The sequence below is a fragment of the Mesobacillus persicus genome (assembly GCF_900109925.1).
Taxonomy (GTDB): domain Bacteria; phylum Bacillota; class Bacilli; order Bacillales; family Cytobacillaceae; genus Mesobacillus_B; species Mesobacillus_B persicus.
Genome location: NZ_FOBW01000010.1, coordinates 7,710 through 23,929, shown reverse-complemented (window position 1 = coordinate 23,929; position 16,220 = coordinate 7,710). Strand labels below are relative to the sequence as shown.

The window sequence follows — 16,220 nt, the reverse complement described above, 5'->3', positions numbered from 1 at the left end:
CCACGGGGAATCATTGTAATGGCTAACAATAGAACTGGTTAAAGTTCGTAGATAAAACACCTCCCAAGAGGGAGGCGGGTTCAGAACTATGAATAATTATTGTAATCTTTTTCACTGCCATCAGAAAAATCTACATCTAACTCAAACTTCTGATAATTTGTATCCAGATCAAACGCTTCGAGGACTTCAGCGATAACCTCATCCTTTGGAGTAGACGAGTCAAACGTAAATGTTTGGAAGATTGGCTCAATCTGATCAAATGCCTCGTCTCCGCTTTGACTTTTATTTGTTCGGTCATCCTCTAGTTCAACTTCCATTCCATCTATTTCATTATCATACTTTATTTCAAATGAACGATGATTTTCATACTCTACTTCTAAGTCAAAACTTGTAAATGCGAATAAATTCCTATCCGCAGTCTTTAACTTGTTGGTTTCTTCTTCGACGGGTGCATCCGGTGGCGGGTTTGATACCCTGTCATTGTCTGTGTTGCACCCGGTAAGAAGGAAAAGCAAAAAAATTATAGACAAGAGTATATGATTGTTTTTCAAAACCAAAGACCTCCTTTTTATTACTTATTCTAGCCACAAATAGCTAGCTAAAACGAACTAAACTAAATAGATTTTTTTTCTATTTTCTCAAGGGAGTGGGTAAGAAGAATGTCATAAGGTGTCCTTTTAAGGTCGAAAAAAAGCCTTTGACATCATAAAGAAACAGGTGTAGATTCATATAATAGTATATTCAAATAATCGAATATACAAATATTAATAAATGATGGAGGGCGTATTATAGTGATGCAAAAGAGTTTTTTTAAGGGGAGATACGAAAACTACTCACTTAAAGCGTTCCAAAAAGACTTGAGTTCCGGGATTGTCGTTGGTGTGATTGCAATTCCATTAGGGATGGCGTTTGCTATTGCTTCTGGTGTTAAACCCGAGTATGGAATATACACTACGATTATTGCGGGTATTCTCGTTTCTTTATTAGGAGGATCTAGGTATCAAATCGGGGGACCAACAGGGGCTTTTATCCCCATCTTGTTTGGGGTTGTGATGACTTACGGTTTCGAAAATCTTCTTATAGCAGGATTTTTAGCAGGCATCATCCTGGTTTTAATGGGGATTTTTAAATTAGGATCATTAATTAAGTTTATCCCAAGGCCTGTGACAATTGGCTTTACAGCAGGAATCGCTGTCATTATTTTTACGGGACAAATTCCGAATTTCCTCGGCCTCTCAGGTGTAGAGAAACATGAAAGATTTCTCGATAATATGAAGGAAATCGCCCTCCATCTTGAGACAATTAACTTTTATAGTGTTTTAACAGCGTTAATTTGTTTAACCACCGTAATTCTAACACCTAAACTGTTTCCTAAGGTTCCTGGGCCGTTAATTGGGTTAATAATTTCAACGCTAATTGCGACGATTCTATACCCAACTCACCTAGCAACAATTGGTTCAACTTATGGAGAAATCGCCAATACTTTACCGACTTTCTCGTTCCCAGAACTCACTTTTGAAAAAATTCAGCAATTACTTCGGCCGGCGTTAGTAATTGCAATTTTAGGGGCAATTGAGTCCTTGTTATCCGCAGTTGTAGCGGATGGAATGACAAATAGTAAACATGATAGCAATCGCGAATTAATAGGCCAGGGAGTCGCGAATATGATTACACCATTATTTGGGGGAATTCCGGCAACAGGCGCCATTGCCAGGACAGCGACAAATATAAAAAATGGTGCTGTTTCCCCAATGTCCGGAATCATTCATGGAATGGTTGTTTTATTCGTGTTACTATTGTTTGCTCCTTACGCATCGAAAATTCCGTTAGCAAGCATGGCTCCAATTCTGATGATGGTCGCCTGGAATATGAGTGAAAGACATGTTTTCTATCATTTGTTACAAACAAGAACAGCAGATTCTCTAATCCTAGTTGTTACTTTTCTATTAACTGTTTTTGTGAATTTAACCGTTGCAGTAGAAGTTGGGCTTGTTTTGGCCGTGATTATTTTCACGAAAAGAATGAGTGATATAATGGTGATAACAAAGGTCTTGCCAAACCGAAAACATAAGCATGAAAAGGTAGAGAGTCATGTTGTATCCCATACACATGATTGCCCTCAAGTGACAATCTATAATGTGGAGGGACCGCTCTTTTTTGGGGCTGCCCAAACGTTTGAACATTCAATCATGAATACGCTACATTATAAGCCTAAGGTGTTGCTATTAAGAATGGGGAAAGTACCTTTTATGGATACGACTGGAGTAGCCAATTTTTCGAGTATCGTTAAGCATTTTTCCAATCAGGGGGTCGTGTTAGTATCAGGAATTCAACAGCAACCAAAGGTACTTCTTGAAAAAACGGGTCTATATCATCTCATTGGAGAAGAGCATTTCTTTGACCATACCGGGCAAGCAATTAGCTACGCACTTAGTCAAATTAATCAAAATAAATGCCTCGGCTGTAAGCATTACGCATTTAAAGAATGCGGGTTCCTTTCAGTAACAAAGCAAGAGATAAACGAAAATAAGCAGCTTTTTCAAGTTAATAGTTGAAAGAGAGGAAATTAGATTGAACTTAGAGATGCAACAGTTTAAAGCAGAATTTTTTAAAGCACTAGCTCACCCCCTCAGAATACGGATTCTAGAGTTGTTGTCAGAAGGGGATAAAAACGTAAATGAAATGAAGAGTCTTATCGGAAGTGAGGGCTCTGCAGTTTCCCAACAGTTAACTGTCTTACGAAATAAGAATATTGTTACTGGTAGAAAAGAGGGGAATCAAGTTATCTACTCGTTGCGAGACCCTATGATTGTCGAACTTCTTGCCGTCGCACGACAGATTTTTAATAATCATTTAGTAGATGCAATATCAATGCTAGATAAAATGAATGATTCATAAGGATAAATAGAAGTGCTACATAGAGTTGGAGTAACCCTGTTTATTATATTAGTACTCTACAAAAACCAAGGAAATCCATATGCAGTCATGGGGTATTATTCAAGGATTTAGTCGGGTTATTTTTAAAAAATACCCTTTAAATTTTACTTTTCACTACACCTTCGTCCAAAGTTATGGTATATTATTTAAAAAATTCAAAGAACTGTACTAATAGGGAAGGTGAAGTTATGACAACAGGATTAATGGTAAATGATAGCAGTCTTCCATTGCGTCGTGATGTAAAAATGTTAGGAGCAATGCTTGGGGAAATCCTTGTGTATCATGGGGGGAATGAGCTTTTAGACAAGGTTGAAAAGATTCGGATTATGTGTAAAGACCTGCGAAGTGAATATAAAACAGAAGTCTATGAAAAACTGAAACAGGAAATCGCCAAACTCGATGGCCCAATGAGGAAACATGTAATACGTGCCTTTGCGGTTTATTTTCATCTTATTAATATAGCAGAACAAAATCACCGGATTAGAAGACGTCGGGAATACCAGCTTCAGACCGATACGAATGCGCAGCCTGGGTCAATTGAACATGCTGTCCAATCCTTAAAAGATAATCAAATTTCCTCAGATCTTATCCAAAATGTTCTCAATAAAATTTCTCTAGAGCTAGTCATAACAGCTCATCCAACAGAGGCTACCAAAAGATCCATTCTAGAGCTTCAAAAGCGAATTGCTGATATTTTAAAAACTCTTGATAACCCACTACTTTCTAAAAAAGAAAGAAAGAAATTAAAGGAAAGCCTTTTCAATGAAATGATGGCCCTTTGGCAGACCGATGAAATACGGCACCGAAAGCCAACCGTTATTGATGAGGTTCGTAACGGGTTATATTATTTTGATCAAACACTGTTTGATGTTCTACCTGAGATTCATCAGGAAGTAGAAGAAAGCCTAGAAGAGCATTATCCAGATCAAGAGTGGAATGTTCCAAACTTCCTCCGTTTCGGATCGTGGATTGGAGGAGATCGTGATGGAAATCCTCATGTTACACCTGATGTTACTTGGGAAACTCTCAACAAGCAGAAACGACTAGTTTTAAAGAAATATAAAAATGTACTTGTTGAATTGATGAAACGTTTTAGTCATTCGACTGCTAGGGTACAAGTGAGCACTGAACTTTTAGAATCTCTACCCTCTGATGAAGCCGCTTACCTGAAAGAGGATAGAAGATGGCCAATTGTAAATGAGGTCTACCGTCGGAAATTTGCCGTTATTATTCAACGCTTAAAAGAAGTAGGAGAGTCTGAGGTTGGGTATAAATCCTCGGAAGAACTACTGGATGATTTACGGATGATCAAGAGAAGTGTCTATCAACATCATCCTACAAATCATGAGTTGAAGAAGCTCCAAAAACTGATACGCCAAGTACAGCTGTTTGGATTCCATTTGGCTACACTTGATATCCGTAATCATAGTGGGGAGCATGAGTCAGCAATAACGGAAATCTTGCGAAAGGCGAGAGTCGCTGACAACTACCAAAACTTATCAGAAGAGGAAAAGGTTAAAGTCTTACAATCAATTCTTGAAGACCCGCGTTCGCTCTTGCTATTACACGAGGATTACTCGAAAGAAACTCAACAAATGCTTGATGTATTTACCTTGATTAAAAAAGCACATAAGGAATTTGGAAAAAGATCCATATCTGTTTATCTAATATCAATGACTCAATCTCCAAGTGATATCCTAGAGGTTCTTGTTCTAGCAAAAGAAGCGGGGATTTACCGCTTGCATGCAGATGGTTCAGTGGAAAGTGACCTGAATGTAGCTCCATTGTTGGAGACCATTGATGACTTGACAGCCGGTCGGAATATCATGGAGACGTTGTTCCAAATGCCATTATACCGTGAACATTTACTAGCACTGAATAATCAGCAGGAAATTATGCTTGGATATTCTGATGGTAGCAAGGATGGGGGAACATTAACCGCTAACTGGAAACTCTACAAAGCTCAGGTTGAAATTCAAGAAATGGCTAAGAATTATCAGATTGGTCTTAAGTTTTTCCATGGCCGTGGCGGGTCTCTCGGTCGTGGCGGTGGTCCGTTGCACCGTAGTTTAATGTCTCAACCGCTAGAAACACTCGGCGAAGGAATTAAAATAACCGAACAGGGTGAAGTTCTTTCCTCAAGGTATTTAATTGAGGATATTGCTTACCGAAGCCTTGAACAAGCGACTTCCACCTTGCTGAGAGCCGCAGCCCATGTTCTAAATGAGTCCGAACAGGCACATCATCGGGATGCTCGCTGGGTTGAAGCGATTGAAAAAATGACAGAAGTTTCCCTAAGAAAGTACCAAGATTTAGTATTTGCCGATCCAGATTTTATTACTTACTTTAATGAAGCGACTCCACTTCATGAAATAGGGGAACTAAATATAGGTTCACGTCCGATGAGCCGAAAAAATAGTGCTCAGTTTGAAAACTTAAGAGCGATTCCTTGGGTATTTGCTTGGACTCAGAGCAGACAGCTTCTTCCGGGGTGGTATGCAGCGGGATCTGGACTTGAAAGCTTTGCTGGACAAAGCGAGGATAATTTAAAGCTTCTCCAGGAAATGTACCAAGAGTGGCCATTTTTCCGTTCGACGGTTGATAATCTGCAGATGGCTTTAATGAAAGCTGACCTTACCACGGCAAAAGAGTATAGTGAATTGGTTACCGATAAAAACGTGGCTGAGCGTATTTTCTCTAATATCGTAGAAGAGTATAACCGAACTAAAGAAATCCTCTTAAAGATTGTTGAGGACGAGGAATTACTTGATCATACACCAAATATTAAAGAATCAGTTCATCGTCGCAATCCTTATGTTGATCCATTAAACTTCATTCAAGTAGAGCTCATCAAAGAAATTCGAGATGCCCAAGAGCCGGATGAAGAGCTTGTGACCCAAGTATTATTAACAATAAGTGGCGTCGCGGCTGGTTTAAGAAATACAGGATGATTTTAATAAAAAAGCAACATCCTCTCGTCTACGGATGGGAGGCTGTTGCTTTTTATTTTGCTGTGTTAAACATTCAAAGCCTTGCTTGCAGGTTCTTTTTTAATTCTTGAAACATAGCTATGGGCAATCATCCCAAAAGTGACGATAAACATACCAATCCAAGACAGTGGAGAGGGGATCGGAAGTGATAAAAGGACGATTTCTCCAGCGAGTGCAAATAGGACCTCAATGGATTGAGTCGCTTCTACGGCAGCTAGTTGTTGCATATTTCCTCTTACAAGATCGGTCGCCATAAAAAAGAGCACAGTAGCGATTACACCGGAAGAAATGGCAACGATTAAAGCCTGAACACTTTGTTGTAACGAAGGGGGTCCAACAGTAAATAATCCAAATATGGATAGAAGGAACCAAAATGGCATACTAGCGATGGTCATTCCGAGTACCCGTTGGTATGCGTCCAAACGTCCGTTGCATATTTCCATCATTTTACGGTTTCCCAGCGGGTAGGCAAAAGATGCGATAATGACAGGAAGAATTCCTAATAAAACGATCGACATTGGTATACTTTGGGCATGTTCGATTTGCATTAATATAATCCCCAACAGGATGATGGATGACATTAAGAGTCCCTTTAAAGGTATTTTTCCTCTAATCCGCTTATTTCCGATTGTTTCCCAAAAAAGAGGTGCTAGTAGGGAACCTGAAATTATCGTAATTTGCCAGGTTCCTGCAATGAGCCAACCAGGAGAGTACGCGGCAGCAAAGCAAAGCGGTGCATAAAACAAACCAAAGCCTATAAAACTCCAAAGAAGCCAGCTTTTTGGCTGTTCTTTCATTACGTTTATTAATGGTCGAAGATTTTTACGTGCTAATACGATGATGATTAGAAATGGTACCATAAAGAGGTAACGGAGGGATGCACTCCAAATCCAACTACCACCTGAAAGGTCCATTGCCCGATTAACTACAAACGTAACAGCAAAAAAAAGCGCCGCTAATAACCCTAAAATGATTGGCCTCATGTAGCCACCTCGCCTTTCTCTATTTATAAAAGGTGTTTTCGTAAAGAGTGTTGTTAAAATCTTAAGACCGATTTTACCGTGCGAAAAGCTATTTTGTACGTCAAATGTAAATTTGCAAACTCTTTTCTCATGATTGTTAACTCTAGTTCCTATATATGTCCCGACACTTAGTGTTCAGCTTAAAAAGCAACAAATTTGAGAAAAGAGCCGTATAAAACCATATATGGTCAGTTAACTTCCAGTAGTTAGGGGAGATGACTATTCGTCGTTCATTTTCGATAAAAAAACTATAACCGATTACAGAAGAATATTCAATAAATTCAGTAATCTAGTCGATAAAAAATAATCCACCAGTTAAGGTGGATTATCTTAAATATAACCGATTATCAATACTTACTTTATTCAAACAGTTTCAGCATAAAATGAATTTTTAGCGGTTTTCTCTTTCGGTTTTGCCAGCTTCTTCAGCGAGCTGTTCAAAGGATTTAACCTTGCCATGAGGATTCTGTTCTTGTTTACGTTCTCTCCATTGTCTTTCTCTCTGGCTTTGTGATTGAGTCATATTGTCGTCCCCTTTCGAGATGTAATCAATAGTAGAATATCCATGGGAGAGGATTTAATCCAATTAATTAATTTGTTAACGCTACTCGTTTATTAAAATTCCTTCAACTTCGTTTATAATCTTATCCACCCATTTATCTAAAATATCCTTTTCTGTTGCTGCTATAGGGTGAGGGATCGTCACAAAAGGATACTCAGGAATCCCTTGAGCAATGCCCATTGCTTTGCTAGAAGCTATAAAAGGGGTGGTTACAATAACTGCTGTCGGAATTCCTTGTTCTTCCATAATCACTCCATCGAGCAAACTGCCCGAGCTACAGGAACCTCAATCGCCTACCCCTGAAATAATGAAATCACATTTATCAGCAAGCATCTTCGCGTCATCTTTGCTGAGCCCGTGTGAGAAAGAGTGTTTTTTATAAATGATGACCTCTTTTATTTGGTGCTTTTTCTTTAGTCCCTCAGCAACACCCTGTACAACAATATCCGAATTCTTCTTGCCATTATCGATAAGGCCGATGACGCTACCATTTAAACTCTTGTTTCTTGGCGCCATATTTTTTGTTTTAATACTCGGACTATTGGTTGGGTTATACACAATAAAACTCAAAATGGAATCACCTCTTCATTGGAATTTGAAAGACCAATCGCCGATTGGTCATCTAGCATTCGCTTCAAGTAAATCCTGTAGCAGAGTTGATTGACTTTGTAACTGCTCTAGATTGTTTGTAGCTAAACCAACCAGGCATGCAGGCAGAAAACCTACCAGCTTCCCCTCCTGCAACCATTAATAGAATTTGTTCTGGGGAAGGTACTGCGTGCTTAATTATTTTGTCATCACCAGGAGAAATCAGCTCTTCGATAATTCCACCTTTTTTCATATCGGATAGGGTCTTAACAGCATGTTCAAAAAGAAACTGTTGGACAGATTCTTTCGTCCAGCCCTCCTTTTCTAAGTGGTGGTAATGCTCGGGACAGAGGACGACGGCCATTTCTGTTTCACTCGCAATATTAAAGCTTCCTAGTGGGGACATTCGGTCGGCCATTGTTTTAAGAATACTTTCACCTTTAAGGGCAGCGTGGTTTTGAATTTGGTTCGGTCCTTCGCAGGCAAAAACAGTAACTGTACTTTCTTCTTTTTTATATCCTCGCTGGACATGGAGAGGGATCCATTCTGTAGCCTTTTCGGCGAAACAAAAGCTATATTTGGCCGGAGTTCCTAGTGTTGAGCGATCAAATTCTGGAGAACCTCCAGCGTTAATCATAAGTAATCGAATGGCTCGTCCGATGGTTGAGTTGGCACGGTTTCCAGGACCAAAAGCATTTGGACCATCATTCATGCCAATTTGTTGAGCAATAGGGCCATTCACAGCAATCATAATGGCGGCGCCATGTGTACTAGCACTAGGCCCATGCAGTCCGAACTCAGGATCCGAGATTGCTTGAGCCGCCGCCATTACTACGGGAAAATAACCAGGCAGACAACCTGCCATAACCGCATTTATTGCCACAAGTTCAGCAGTAAAAACCCTTCCTCTTTCAGAGATAGAACCTATCACAGTGTTTGGTTCCATTTTTACGCTTGAGAGCATTTCGTAAATTCTTTCCTCCGTTGGGGGAACGATGGGCAATCCATCAGTCCAACCTTTTTGGTAATAGTATTCAATAGCCTCTAGAGCATTTTTAATTTCAATTTTTTCAGCTTGAAGCATAATACACTTTCCACCTCCATTTTCTTAATAGATGTTTTTATAATGAAATATATTCGGGCTGATGATGCTCTTTCCCTTTATTATCTGAATATTATTAATTGACTTAAACCATCCGTGCTTGAATATTTTCGACATATAGACAATCTGTGCATGTATATAATGCATTGATAAGCAATGAGAAAGGGGTGGCGTGTTCATGTCCGAACAACCAAAAGCTCAATTTACCCATATAAAAGCTTTTCAACCGTTCCACAGTCCGTATGACCCGTGTAGACCGATTGGAGTTAAATATTACTGGACACCTCCACATCTATATATTGGGTTTCAACCACCCAATTTACAGCAATTTTCTCCGAAAGAGGCTCTTTATCGGGGAACATTGTGGCCTGCATTTTATGATTATTACCAGAATCCGTATGAAACGAAAAGAGGGGATACTCCATGAAACAAAAGCAGCTACCGCAGGATTATTACCAGCGGCTAGAGGAAATTCAGGCAATTGATTTTGCGATTGTTGAGTTGAATCTTTACTTAGATACACATCCCCAAGATCAGGCTGCGATCCAACAGTACAATCAATATGCACAATACTCGAAGAAGCTAAAAAAAGAATTTGAAGCAAGGTACGGCAGTCTTCAGAATTATGGAAACAGCTATTCAGATGGTAATTGGAGTTGGGGATCCGCTCCATGGCCATGGCAGGTGTAATTTCCTGTTTTAAACGCTAAGAATTCTTTTGGTTTACTGCATCCGTCAAAGTGAGATATAGAAATGAAAAAACAGCCATGTTTAACACAGTTAAAGAAATAGGGGGATAAGAGACTTCTGAACGCCCTTAAACGGTAAGGAGGCTGCACAACATGTGGATTTATGAGAAGAAACTTCAATACCCTGTAAAGGTTAGTACGTGTAACCCGACGCTTGCCAAATATTTAATTGAACAATACGGGGGTGCTGACGGGGAATTAGCTGCTGCTCTAAGGTACCTTAACCAGCGCTATACCATTCCCGATAAGGTTATAGGTCTGCTAAACGATATTGGGACTGAAGAGTTTGCGCACCTTGAGATGATTGCAACGATGATTTATAAACTAACAAAAGACGCTACACCAGAGCAAATGAAAGCTGCTGGCTTAGCTCCCCATTATGTTAATCATGATAGTGCTTTGTTTTACCATAATGCGGCAGGTAACCCCTTTACAGCTGAATATATTCAGGCTAAAGGTGATCCTATCGCTGATTTATATGAGGATATTGCAGCAGAAGAGAAAGCAAGAGCGACGTATCAATGGATTATTGATATGTCAGATGATCCAGATTTAAATGATAGCTTAAGGTTTTTACGTGAACGTGAAATTGTACACTCACAAAGGTTTAGAGAGGCAGTTGAAATTCTAAAAGATGAGCGAGGAAAGAAAACGATATTCTAGATAACATAAACAAAACCCCATTCTTTAAAAAGGATGGGGTTAGCCATTGCTTGATGTCAGCGTTTTTCTTTTAAGTGGTGATAAAAATGAATGAATTCAACTGGGTTCGTTTTTGTATGGAAGGAGAATACACCTCTATTTGTATGTAAATATAAAAAACCAGAATCTCCTGATATTGACTTAAATGACATATCTAGAACGTCCTGTAAGTGAAAATAGTCTGAGGCGCTTATGACTTTATCTTTATATAGGACAAGGTTTTCCTCTATTTCGATAAGGTGCTGTTCATTGTTCATAATTTTCCGATTAACTTTTATGTATGGATGTGAAATCAGCATGAACTGGGCCACCTTTCAAGAAAAATCTGTTCAGTTAACCTTACAGGAATCCTCTATATAGCGCAATGGATTTGCGTCTTCTTTCATTATTTCCCACCTATATTTTTTTCGAAATAACTGAAAAATAACAGAGATAAAATAAAAAGGAGGTATGGCCAATTTGATAAATAAGAAATTTGGATTGTTTGCAGCGGGGATTTTGACGCTTGGCCTTGCAGCGTGTAATGCTAATGATCATGCAGGCAATGATGTAAATAGTCGATTAGGTACATCAGGGACTGGTAACCAGATGGGGACCTATGGAAATAACTATTATGGCGCAGATGGGAACAGGAATCGACTCGACACCAATAATATTGGACAAGTCAATGATGGTGGCATTGATAATAATGGTCCGCTGACAGAGGACTACGAAAAAGAACCAGGTGATTTAAATTTTACCGGAACAAAACGAAACGGCAACAACCTTAATACAAACAACGCGGGTAATGGCGTAGATAATTATCGTGCAGATAACGATCGTGATGTTAACCTATATGGCAAAAATTCAAGTAGAGATAATGACGAGATGAATATCTCTAGTTACAAGACCAATAAATCAAGTAAGGATTACCCTCATACAAGAGCGATCTTGATTAGAGAGGCAAAGTATCAATATGTCCCGATTGGCCGTGGAGATCGCCAATGGGCAGCTGGAGAGTTACAAAAGCGATTCAACCAAAGAAATAACAACGAACAAAATACTGAACAGGAAGCTACACCGAACCAGGCACAACAAAACGAACAAAATCAACCAGAGGCAACACCGAACGAACAACAAGGCCAAGCTGGGCAGGCGCCAACAAATCAACAAGAACAAGCTCAGCCGAATCAAGGAACCACAAATCAACAAGAACAAGCAGCCCAACCTAAACAGGGAACACAAGAACAACAAGCACCTGCAGGGATAAGTCAGGTTGCTCAGCAAGTCATTGATTTAACAAATGAACAGCGTAAACAAAATGGGTTGCCTGCTTTACAAGCGGATCCACAACTTAGTGGTGTTGCCCAGAAAAAATCAGTTGATATGAGACAGAATGGTTATTTTTCACACACAAGTCCTACTTATGGGTCGCCATTTGATATGATGCGTGACTCTGGTGTTAGTTATAAGACCGCAGGCGAGAATATTGCCCAAGGACAACAGACACCTGAAGCGGTTGTTAAGGCATGGATGGACAGTCCAGGGCACCGCAAAAACATTCTCAGTCCCGATTTCACCCATATTGGTGTGGGATATGATGCGAGCGGTCATCACTGGACCCAAATGTTTATTGGAAAATAATATTAAGAACTAAAACAATGGCTAACCCATATGGAAGTTAGCCATTGTTCTTTTGTTAAGACTGTAGTATATATAAATCACTTTTAAATTATATATTTTAATCGGATACGAAAAACTTAATAAGCCGTAATCTATATTGGATTACGGCCTTTAGCATGCTAAAATTTAAAGGATAACCAGCTTAATAATGGATGCTTTTGTTTATCAATTATCTTTAATTCTTTCATTGATAATTTCTCTTCATGAGTGGCTATCCATTTTTTTACCTCGGCTTTGTCCTTACAATGGGTATAGTAGGTTTCTCCACCTTTTCCTTGAGCGTTGATTACATACCTACAAGAAGACTTTCCCATAATGCCCACCTTTTACAATGAAATATTAATAAATCTTCAATCATTATAACAAGGATTTATAAGAATACTAGTGGTTTTTTTGTCGAAAAAAATTTTTAAATATTTTGTGGATGGTCAGTTGAAACCAAATCAGCGGCTTTTGCGTTCGCAACAACTTGGTCTGGGTTTTTGCAACCTGGAATAACTGTTGTCACTGCAGGATGTTGTAAGCACCAGGCTAGAGCCCAAGCAGCCATTGGTACGCTTTCTGGCACTTCAGTTTTGGCAATCTCTTCGACGAGTCTTAAAGTTTGTTGAATCTCGGCATCCTCATTTCTAGATCGTACATCATTTTTTCCAAAGGAAGCTCCAGGTTTATACTTGCCACTTAAAAAGCCGCTTGCTAACGGTACCCGGGCAAGAATTCCTAAATCCTGCTTCTCTGCAGACGGAAAAATAGTTGCCTCTGGTGCCTTATCTAAACGGTTATAAACGACTTGAAGTGCTTTTACATTGTATTCAGTCGCTCTTTCGGTTTGATAGCTTTCATTATTCGTTTTAAGCGATACCCCAAGATGTCGAATTTTACCGGCTTGAACTTGTTTATCAAGCATGGTCCAAAGTTCATCATTGTTAAACTCCTCATCTGAACAGGAATGTGCCTGATACAAATCTATGTATTCCGTATTTAATGATTTAAGAGAATCATCCAATTGTTGCAAGACCTCATCAGGACTCCAATGCCTTGAACGCTCTAAATAACCGTGGAAATGGTGGCCGAACTTAGTCGCCACAATCCAATCCTCTCTCTTTCTTCGACTGAGATAGTCTCCGATAAAGCGTTCTGAAAGATGGTCTCCATAACACTCAGCGGTATCAATAAAGTTAATTCCCGTTTCTTGGGCTTTGTCTAAAATTTGATCGACTTCTTCTTGGGTAAAATCCTTTCCCCATTCTCCACCATATTGCCAAGTACCAATTCCAACAACTGAAACGTGTAGATTCGTTTTACCTAGTCTACGATACTTCATATCCTCACCTCAATTTCCTTTAGTATAAGTATTTTATCATGTTGGGATACAGAGGTAAAAAAGGGGCGCTATTGTCGTAAAAAAAACAAAACCAGCAAGCTTTTTAAGCTGCTGGTTTTGTTCACCCTACTTGTTCTTCATTTTTAGTATCTTTCTTTTTTTCAAGCAGTTCTTTAATTTGTTTTTTGTGTTTTCTTGGTGCAAGGATATAGAGGAAGTCTCCGGCTTCTAATACCGTATTGCCTGTCGGTGGGATAAGTTTATCTTCTCTTATAATCGCATTCACAAGTGAACCTGTGGGGAAAGGGATGTCTAACAAACTCATTCCCACGATTTCAGCACCCTCTTCCATTCGATATTCCAGCATTTCTGCATCGGCTTTACCTAGTGAAATCAATTCTAGTGAATGAGTCGGTTCCGAAACCTTAGGACCCACCAAATTAAGTTTCTCAGCTAATGGAGTAATCGTTGACCCCTGAACCAAACAACTAATCAGGACAACAAAGAAAACAACATTAAAGATTTCGTTGCTCCCTTGGATATTTGCTAGTAGCGGAAAAGTCGCTAGAACAATTGGTACAGCACCTTTTAATCCTGCCCATGACAGAAAGATGAGCTCTTTATGACTAAAATTCATTTTTATCGTTGATAAATAAACAGCAATTGGTCTAGCTACTAGAATCAGAATGAAAGATATTAAGACTCCGTTCATCAAATTCCCTGCAGTAAACAGTTCGTTAGGGAAAACGAGAAGACCAAGGATGACAAACATGGTTATTTGCATCATCCAAGCAAGTCCTTCTGAGAACCGGAAGATGGAGTGTCGATAAGCGATATCCGTATTTCCGATAATGATTGCAGATATATATACAGCGAGTAATCCGCTACCTTGGAAGAACGCTGTGACTCCATAGGTAAGGAGGGCAAAAGCTATGGCAAAAACAGGATAAAGACCTCCGGAGTCAAGATTAATTCGGTTTAAACCCCATACAGCTAATTTTCCAAATAGTAACCCTGCGACCACTCCAACGAACATTTGAACAAAAAATGCACCGATTAAGGAGAAAATACTTAGGTCCGGGATGGTAATCAGTTCAATCATGGAAATAGTTAAAAATACAGCCATTGGATCGTTTGAACCTGACTCAGCTTCAAGGGTTGCACCGAGTCTAGGTTTGATATTTTGTCCTTTTAAAACCGCAAACACGGCAGCTGCATCTGTAGAGCCGATTATGGCTCCGAAAAGGATAGCCTCGAGCCAATCGAATCCAAGTATAAACTTTACAGCCACGGCAACAATCCCAGAAGTAATTAAAACACCAATAGTTGCAAGCGAGAGCGAAGGGACAATCACTGGTCGAAGTGAGGACCAGTTTGTCTGAATTCCGCCTTCAAATAGGATAATAACAAGTGCTAGTACCCCAATCATTTGGGCAATCTTGGCATTATCAAAATAAACAAAACTTCCCATGACCATACCGACCATCATGAAGAGTACAAGAGAGGGCACGCCAAGGCGAGAGGAAAACTTCGTGGTCAATACACCGACAATTAATAAGATGCCAGCTAGCAGGACGATGGCATCAGTACTACCACCACTTTCAATCAATATAAATCACCCTCCATTTATTATGAAACTTATCCGAATATTGATGTAACTAAAATAATTGTATCATTATTTTATGTAACATAGATAATGATAAGCTCTATTATTATAAATTTTGAGTGGAATTATGATGGTGCCTAATTGAGTTCATAAAATTCTACTTGTAATAGATTTATCTAAAGCACCTAAGATGGAAGTGGGGATAATTACTCTTTTTCATATCAGGTGGAGGTGATATTCAGTTTAGCTATTCCATTATCACCACATTCATAAACTTAGTTTAAATTATTTTAGGAAAGTGTTGACCTAACGAATGGAAATGTTGTATATTGTTATTCCGTCGTAACAAACGGAAATAATCCAGTTTCAAATTCTTATAACTTGTAAAAAAGAGTGTTGACATGAGTATTTGGTTCTGTTAATATAACACATGTCGCTTCTGAGCGATGGTGAAACAATTGCTCTTTGAAAACTAAACAAACAAGCGTCAACAAACACTATTTATCATGTTTCTTCTATTTAAATAGAGAACATGAGCCAACGTTTTATTTTATGAGCTAATCACTCTACTTTTATCACGCTTCAACGAACAGTAATATTCCCACCTAACGGCGAGAATAAAACTGTTCGTAATCGCCTGATTGATTCGACTAACCATCACGGGGAAGAACGCCCCGTGACGGAAGTCTCATCTTATTGGAGAGTTTGATCCTGGCTCAGGACGAACGCTGGCGGCGTGCCTAATACATGCAAGTCGAGCGGATCTTTGGGAGCTTGCTTTTAAAGATTAGCGGCGGACGGGTGAGTAACACGTGGGCAACCTGCCTGTAAGACTGGGATAACTCCGGGAAACCGGGGCTAATACCGGATAATTCTTGTCCCCGCGTGGGGACAAGCTGAAAGACGGTTTCGGCTGTCACTTACAGATGGGCCCGCGGCGCATTAGCTAGTTGGTGAGGTAACGGCTCACCAAGGC

Annotated in this window: 16 protein-coding genes and 1 other annotated feature (1 of these 17 only partly in view); of the genes, 7 read left to right on the top strand and 9 right to left on the bottom strand. The window is 39.5% G+C overall.

Annotated features, from left to right (window positions below):
* Positions 1-86: 86 nt before the first annotated feature.
* Positions 87-551, bottom strand: coding sequence for a YusW family protein (locus tag BMX30_RS14290; protein WP_170843894.1), 465 nt, complete (start codon positions 549-551; stop codon positions 87-89).
* Positions 552-794: 243 nt separating this feature from the next.
* Between BMX30_RS14290 and BMX30_RS14285 the strand changes: the two genes are divergently transcribed.
* From BMX30_RS14285 to ppc, 3 genes are all read left to right on the top strand, one after another.
* Positions 795-2,555 (top strand): SulP family inorganic anion transporter, encoded by a 1,761-nt coding sequence (locus tag BMX30_RS14285; protein ID WP_090747416.1) that lies wholly within the window; start codon positions 795-797, stop codon positions 2,553-2,555.
* 16 nt (positions 2,556-2,571) lie between these two features.
* Entirely contained in the window at positions 2,572-2,898 is a 327-nt protein-coding gene (locus BMX30_RS14280) for an ArsR/SmtB family transcription factor (protein WP_090746951.1), read from the top strand.
* A 227-nt stretch (positions 2,899-3,125) separates the two neighbouring features.
* Positions 3,126-5,888, top strand: coding sequence for a phosphoenolpyruvate carboxylase (gene ppc / locus BMX30_RS14275; protein ID WP_090746948.1), 2,763 nt, complete (start codon positions 3,126-3,128; stop codon positions 5,886-5,888).
* Between the two features lie 65 nt (positions 5,889-5,953).
* On the opposite strand, the gene BMX30_RS14270 is transcribed toward ppc, so the two are convergent.
* The 4 genes from BMX30_RS14270 to BMX30_RS14255 form a co-directional block, all read right to left on the bottom strand.
* A complete protein-coding gene (locus BMX30_RS14270; RefSeq protein WP_090746946.1) occupies positions 5,954-6,910 on the bottom strand; it encodes a DMT family transporter in 957 nt (318 codons plus the stop codon).
* Positions 6,911-7,340: 430 nt separating this feature from the next.
* Positions 7,341-7,472 (bottom strand): DUF6254 family protein, encoded by a 132-nt coding sequence (locus BMX30_RS23955; RefSeq protein WP_244532604.1) that lies wholly within the window; start codon positions 7,470-7,472, stop codon positions 7,341-7,343.
* An 81-nt stretch (positions 7,473-7,553) separates the two neighbouring features.
* A complete protein-coding gene (locus BMX30_RS24095) occupies positions 7,554-8,081 on the bottom strand; it encodes a UGSC family (seleno)protein (RefSeq protein WP_273701397.1) in 528 nt (175 codons plus the stop codon).
* A 64-nt stretch (positions 8,082-8,145) separates the two neighbouring features.
* Complete coding sequence (locus tag BMX30_RS14255; protein ID WP_090746940.1) at positions 8,146-9,183, bottom strand: hypothetical protein; 1,038 nt, start codon at positions 9,181-9,183, stop codon at positions 8,146-8,148.
* 196 nt (positions 9,184-9,379) lie between these two features.
* Between BMX30_RS14255 and BMX30_RS14250 the strand changes: the two genes are divergently transcribed.
* From BMX30_RS14250 to cotJC, 3 genes are all read left to right on the top strand, one after another.
* Positions 9,380-9,628, top strand: coding sequence for a spore coat associated protein CotJA (locus tag BMX30_RS14250; protein ID WP_090746938.1), 249 nt, complete (start codon positions 9,380-9,382; stop codon positions 9,626-9,628).
* Entirely contained in the window at positions 9,625-9,891 is a 267-nt protein-coding gene (locus tag BMX30_RS14245) for a spore coat protein CotJB (RefSeq protein WP_090746935.1), read from the top strand. Before BMX30_RS14250 ends, BMX30_RS14245 begins: the two co-directional genes overlap by 4 nt.
* A gap of 152 nt (positions 9,892-10,043) precedes the next feature.
* Positions 10,044-10,613: a spore coat protein CotJC gene (gene cotJC / locus BMX30_RS14240; RefSeq protein WP_090746932.1), complete on the top strand. Its 570-nt coding sequence runs from the start codon at positions 10,044-10,046 to the stop codon at positions 10,611-10,613.
* A gap of 56 nt (positions 10,614-10,669) precedes the next feature.
* Here cotJC and BMX30_RS14235 read toward each other — a convergent pair whose 3' ends face one another.
* A complete protein-coding gene (locus tag BMX30_RS14235) occupies positions 10,670-10,951 on the bottom strand; it encodes a hypothetical protein (protein WP_090746929.1) in 282 nt (93 codons plus the stop codon).
* Positions 10,952-11,111: 160 nt separating this feature from the next.
* On the opposite strand from BMX30_RS14235, the gene BMX30_RS23950 reads away from it, so the two are divergent.
* Positions 11,112-12,275: a CAP domain-containing protein gene (locus BMX30_RS23950; protein WP_244532603.1), complete on the top strand. Its 1,164-nt coding sequence runs from the start codon at positions 11,112-11,114 to the stop codon at positions 12,273-12,275.
* A gap of 158 nt (positions 12,276-12,433) precedes the next feature.
* On the opposite strand, the gene BMX30_RS14225 is transcribed toward BMX30_RS23950, so the two are convergent.
* From BMX30_RS14225 to BMX30_RS14215, 3 genes are all read right to left on the bottom strand, one after another.
* Positions 12,434-12,628: a hypothetical protein gene (locus BMX30_RS14225; protein WP_090746926.1), complete on the bottom strand. Its 195-nt coding sequence runs from the start codon at positions 12,626-12,628 to the stop codon at positions 12,434-12,436.
* Positions 12,629-12,723: 95 nt separating this feature from the next.
* The gene (locus tag BMX30_RS14220; RefSeq protein WP_090746924.1) at positions 12,724-13,638 is read right to left on the bottom strand and encodes an aldo/keto reductase; all 915 of its coding nucleotides are present in this window, start codon (positions 13,636-13,638) and stop codon (positions 12,724-12,726) included.
* Positions 13,639-13,759: 121 nt separating this feature from the next.
* Positions 13,760-15,247 (bottom strand): potassium/proton antiporter, encoded by a 1,488-nt coding sequence (locus tag BMX30_RS14215; RefSeq protein ID WP_090746920.1) that lies wholly within the window; start codon positions 15,245-15,247, stop codon positions 13,760-13,762.
* Between the two features lie 747 nt (positions 15,248-15,994).
* Positions 15,995-16,220: a sequence feature (16S ribosomal RNA rRNA prediction is too short), on the top strand (it continues 44 nt past the right edge of the window).

Coding starts and splice junctions, on each gene's coding strand:
- BMX30_RS14255 (WP_090746940.1), bottom strand. CDS start 9,183: ATGCTTCAAGCTGAAAAAATTGAAATTAAAAATGCTCTAGAGGCTATT.
- BMX30_RS14225 (WP_090746926.1), bottom strand. CDS start 12,628: ATGGGAAAGTCTTCTTGTAGGTATGTAATCAACGCTCAAGGAAAAGGT.
- BMX30_RS14285 (WP_090747416.1), top strand. CDS start 795: ATGCAAAAGAGTTTTTTTAAGGGGAGATACGAAAACTACTCACTTAAA.
- BMX30_RS14245 (WP_090746935.1), top strand. CDS start 9,625: ATGAAACAAAAGCAGCTACCGCAGGATTATTACCAGCGGCTAGAGGAA.
- BMX30_RS14235 (WP_090746929.1), bottom strand. CDS start 10,951: ATGCTGATTTCACATCCATACATAAAAGTTAATCGGAAAATTATGAAC.
- BMX30_RS14250 (WP_090746938.1), top strand. CDS start 9,380: ATGTCCGAACAACCAAAAGCTCAATTTACCCATATAAAAGCTTTTCAA.
- BMX30_RS14270 (WP_090746946.1), bottom strand. CDS start 6,910: ATGAGGCCAATCATTTTAGGGTTATTAGCGGCGCTTTTTTTTGCTGTT.
- ppc (WP_090746948.1), top strand. CDS start 3,126: ATGACAACAGGATTAATGGTAAATGATAGCAGTCTTCCATTGCGTCGT.
- cotJC (WP_090746932.1), top strand. CDS start 10,044: ATGTGGATTTATGAGAAGAAACTTCAATACCCTGTAAAGGTTAGTACG.
- BMX30_RS23955 (WP_244532604.1), bottom strand. CDS start 7,472: ATGACTCAATCACAAAGCCAGAGAGAAAGACAATGGAGAGAACGTAAA.
- BMX30_RS14220 (WP_090746924.1), bottom strand. CDS start 13,638: ATGAAGTATCGTAGACTAGGTAAAACGAATCTACACGTTTCAGTTGTT.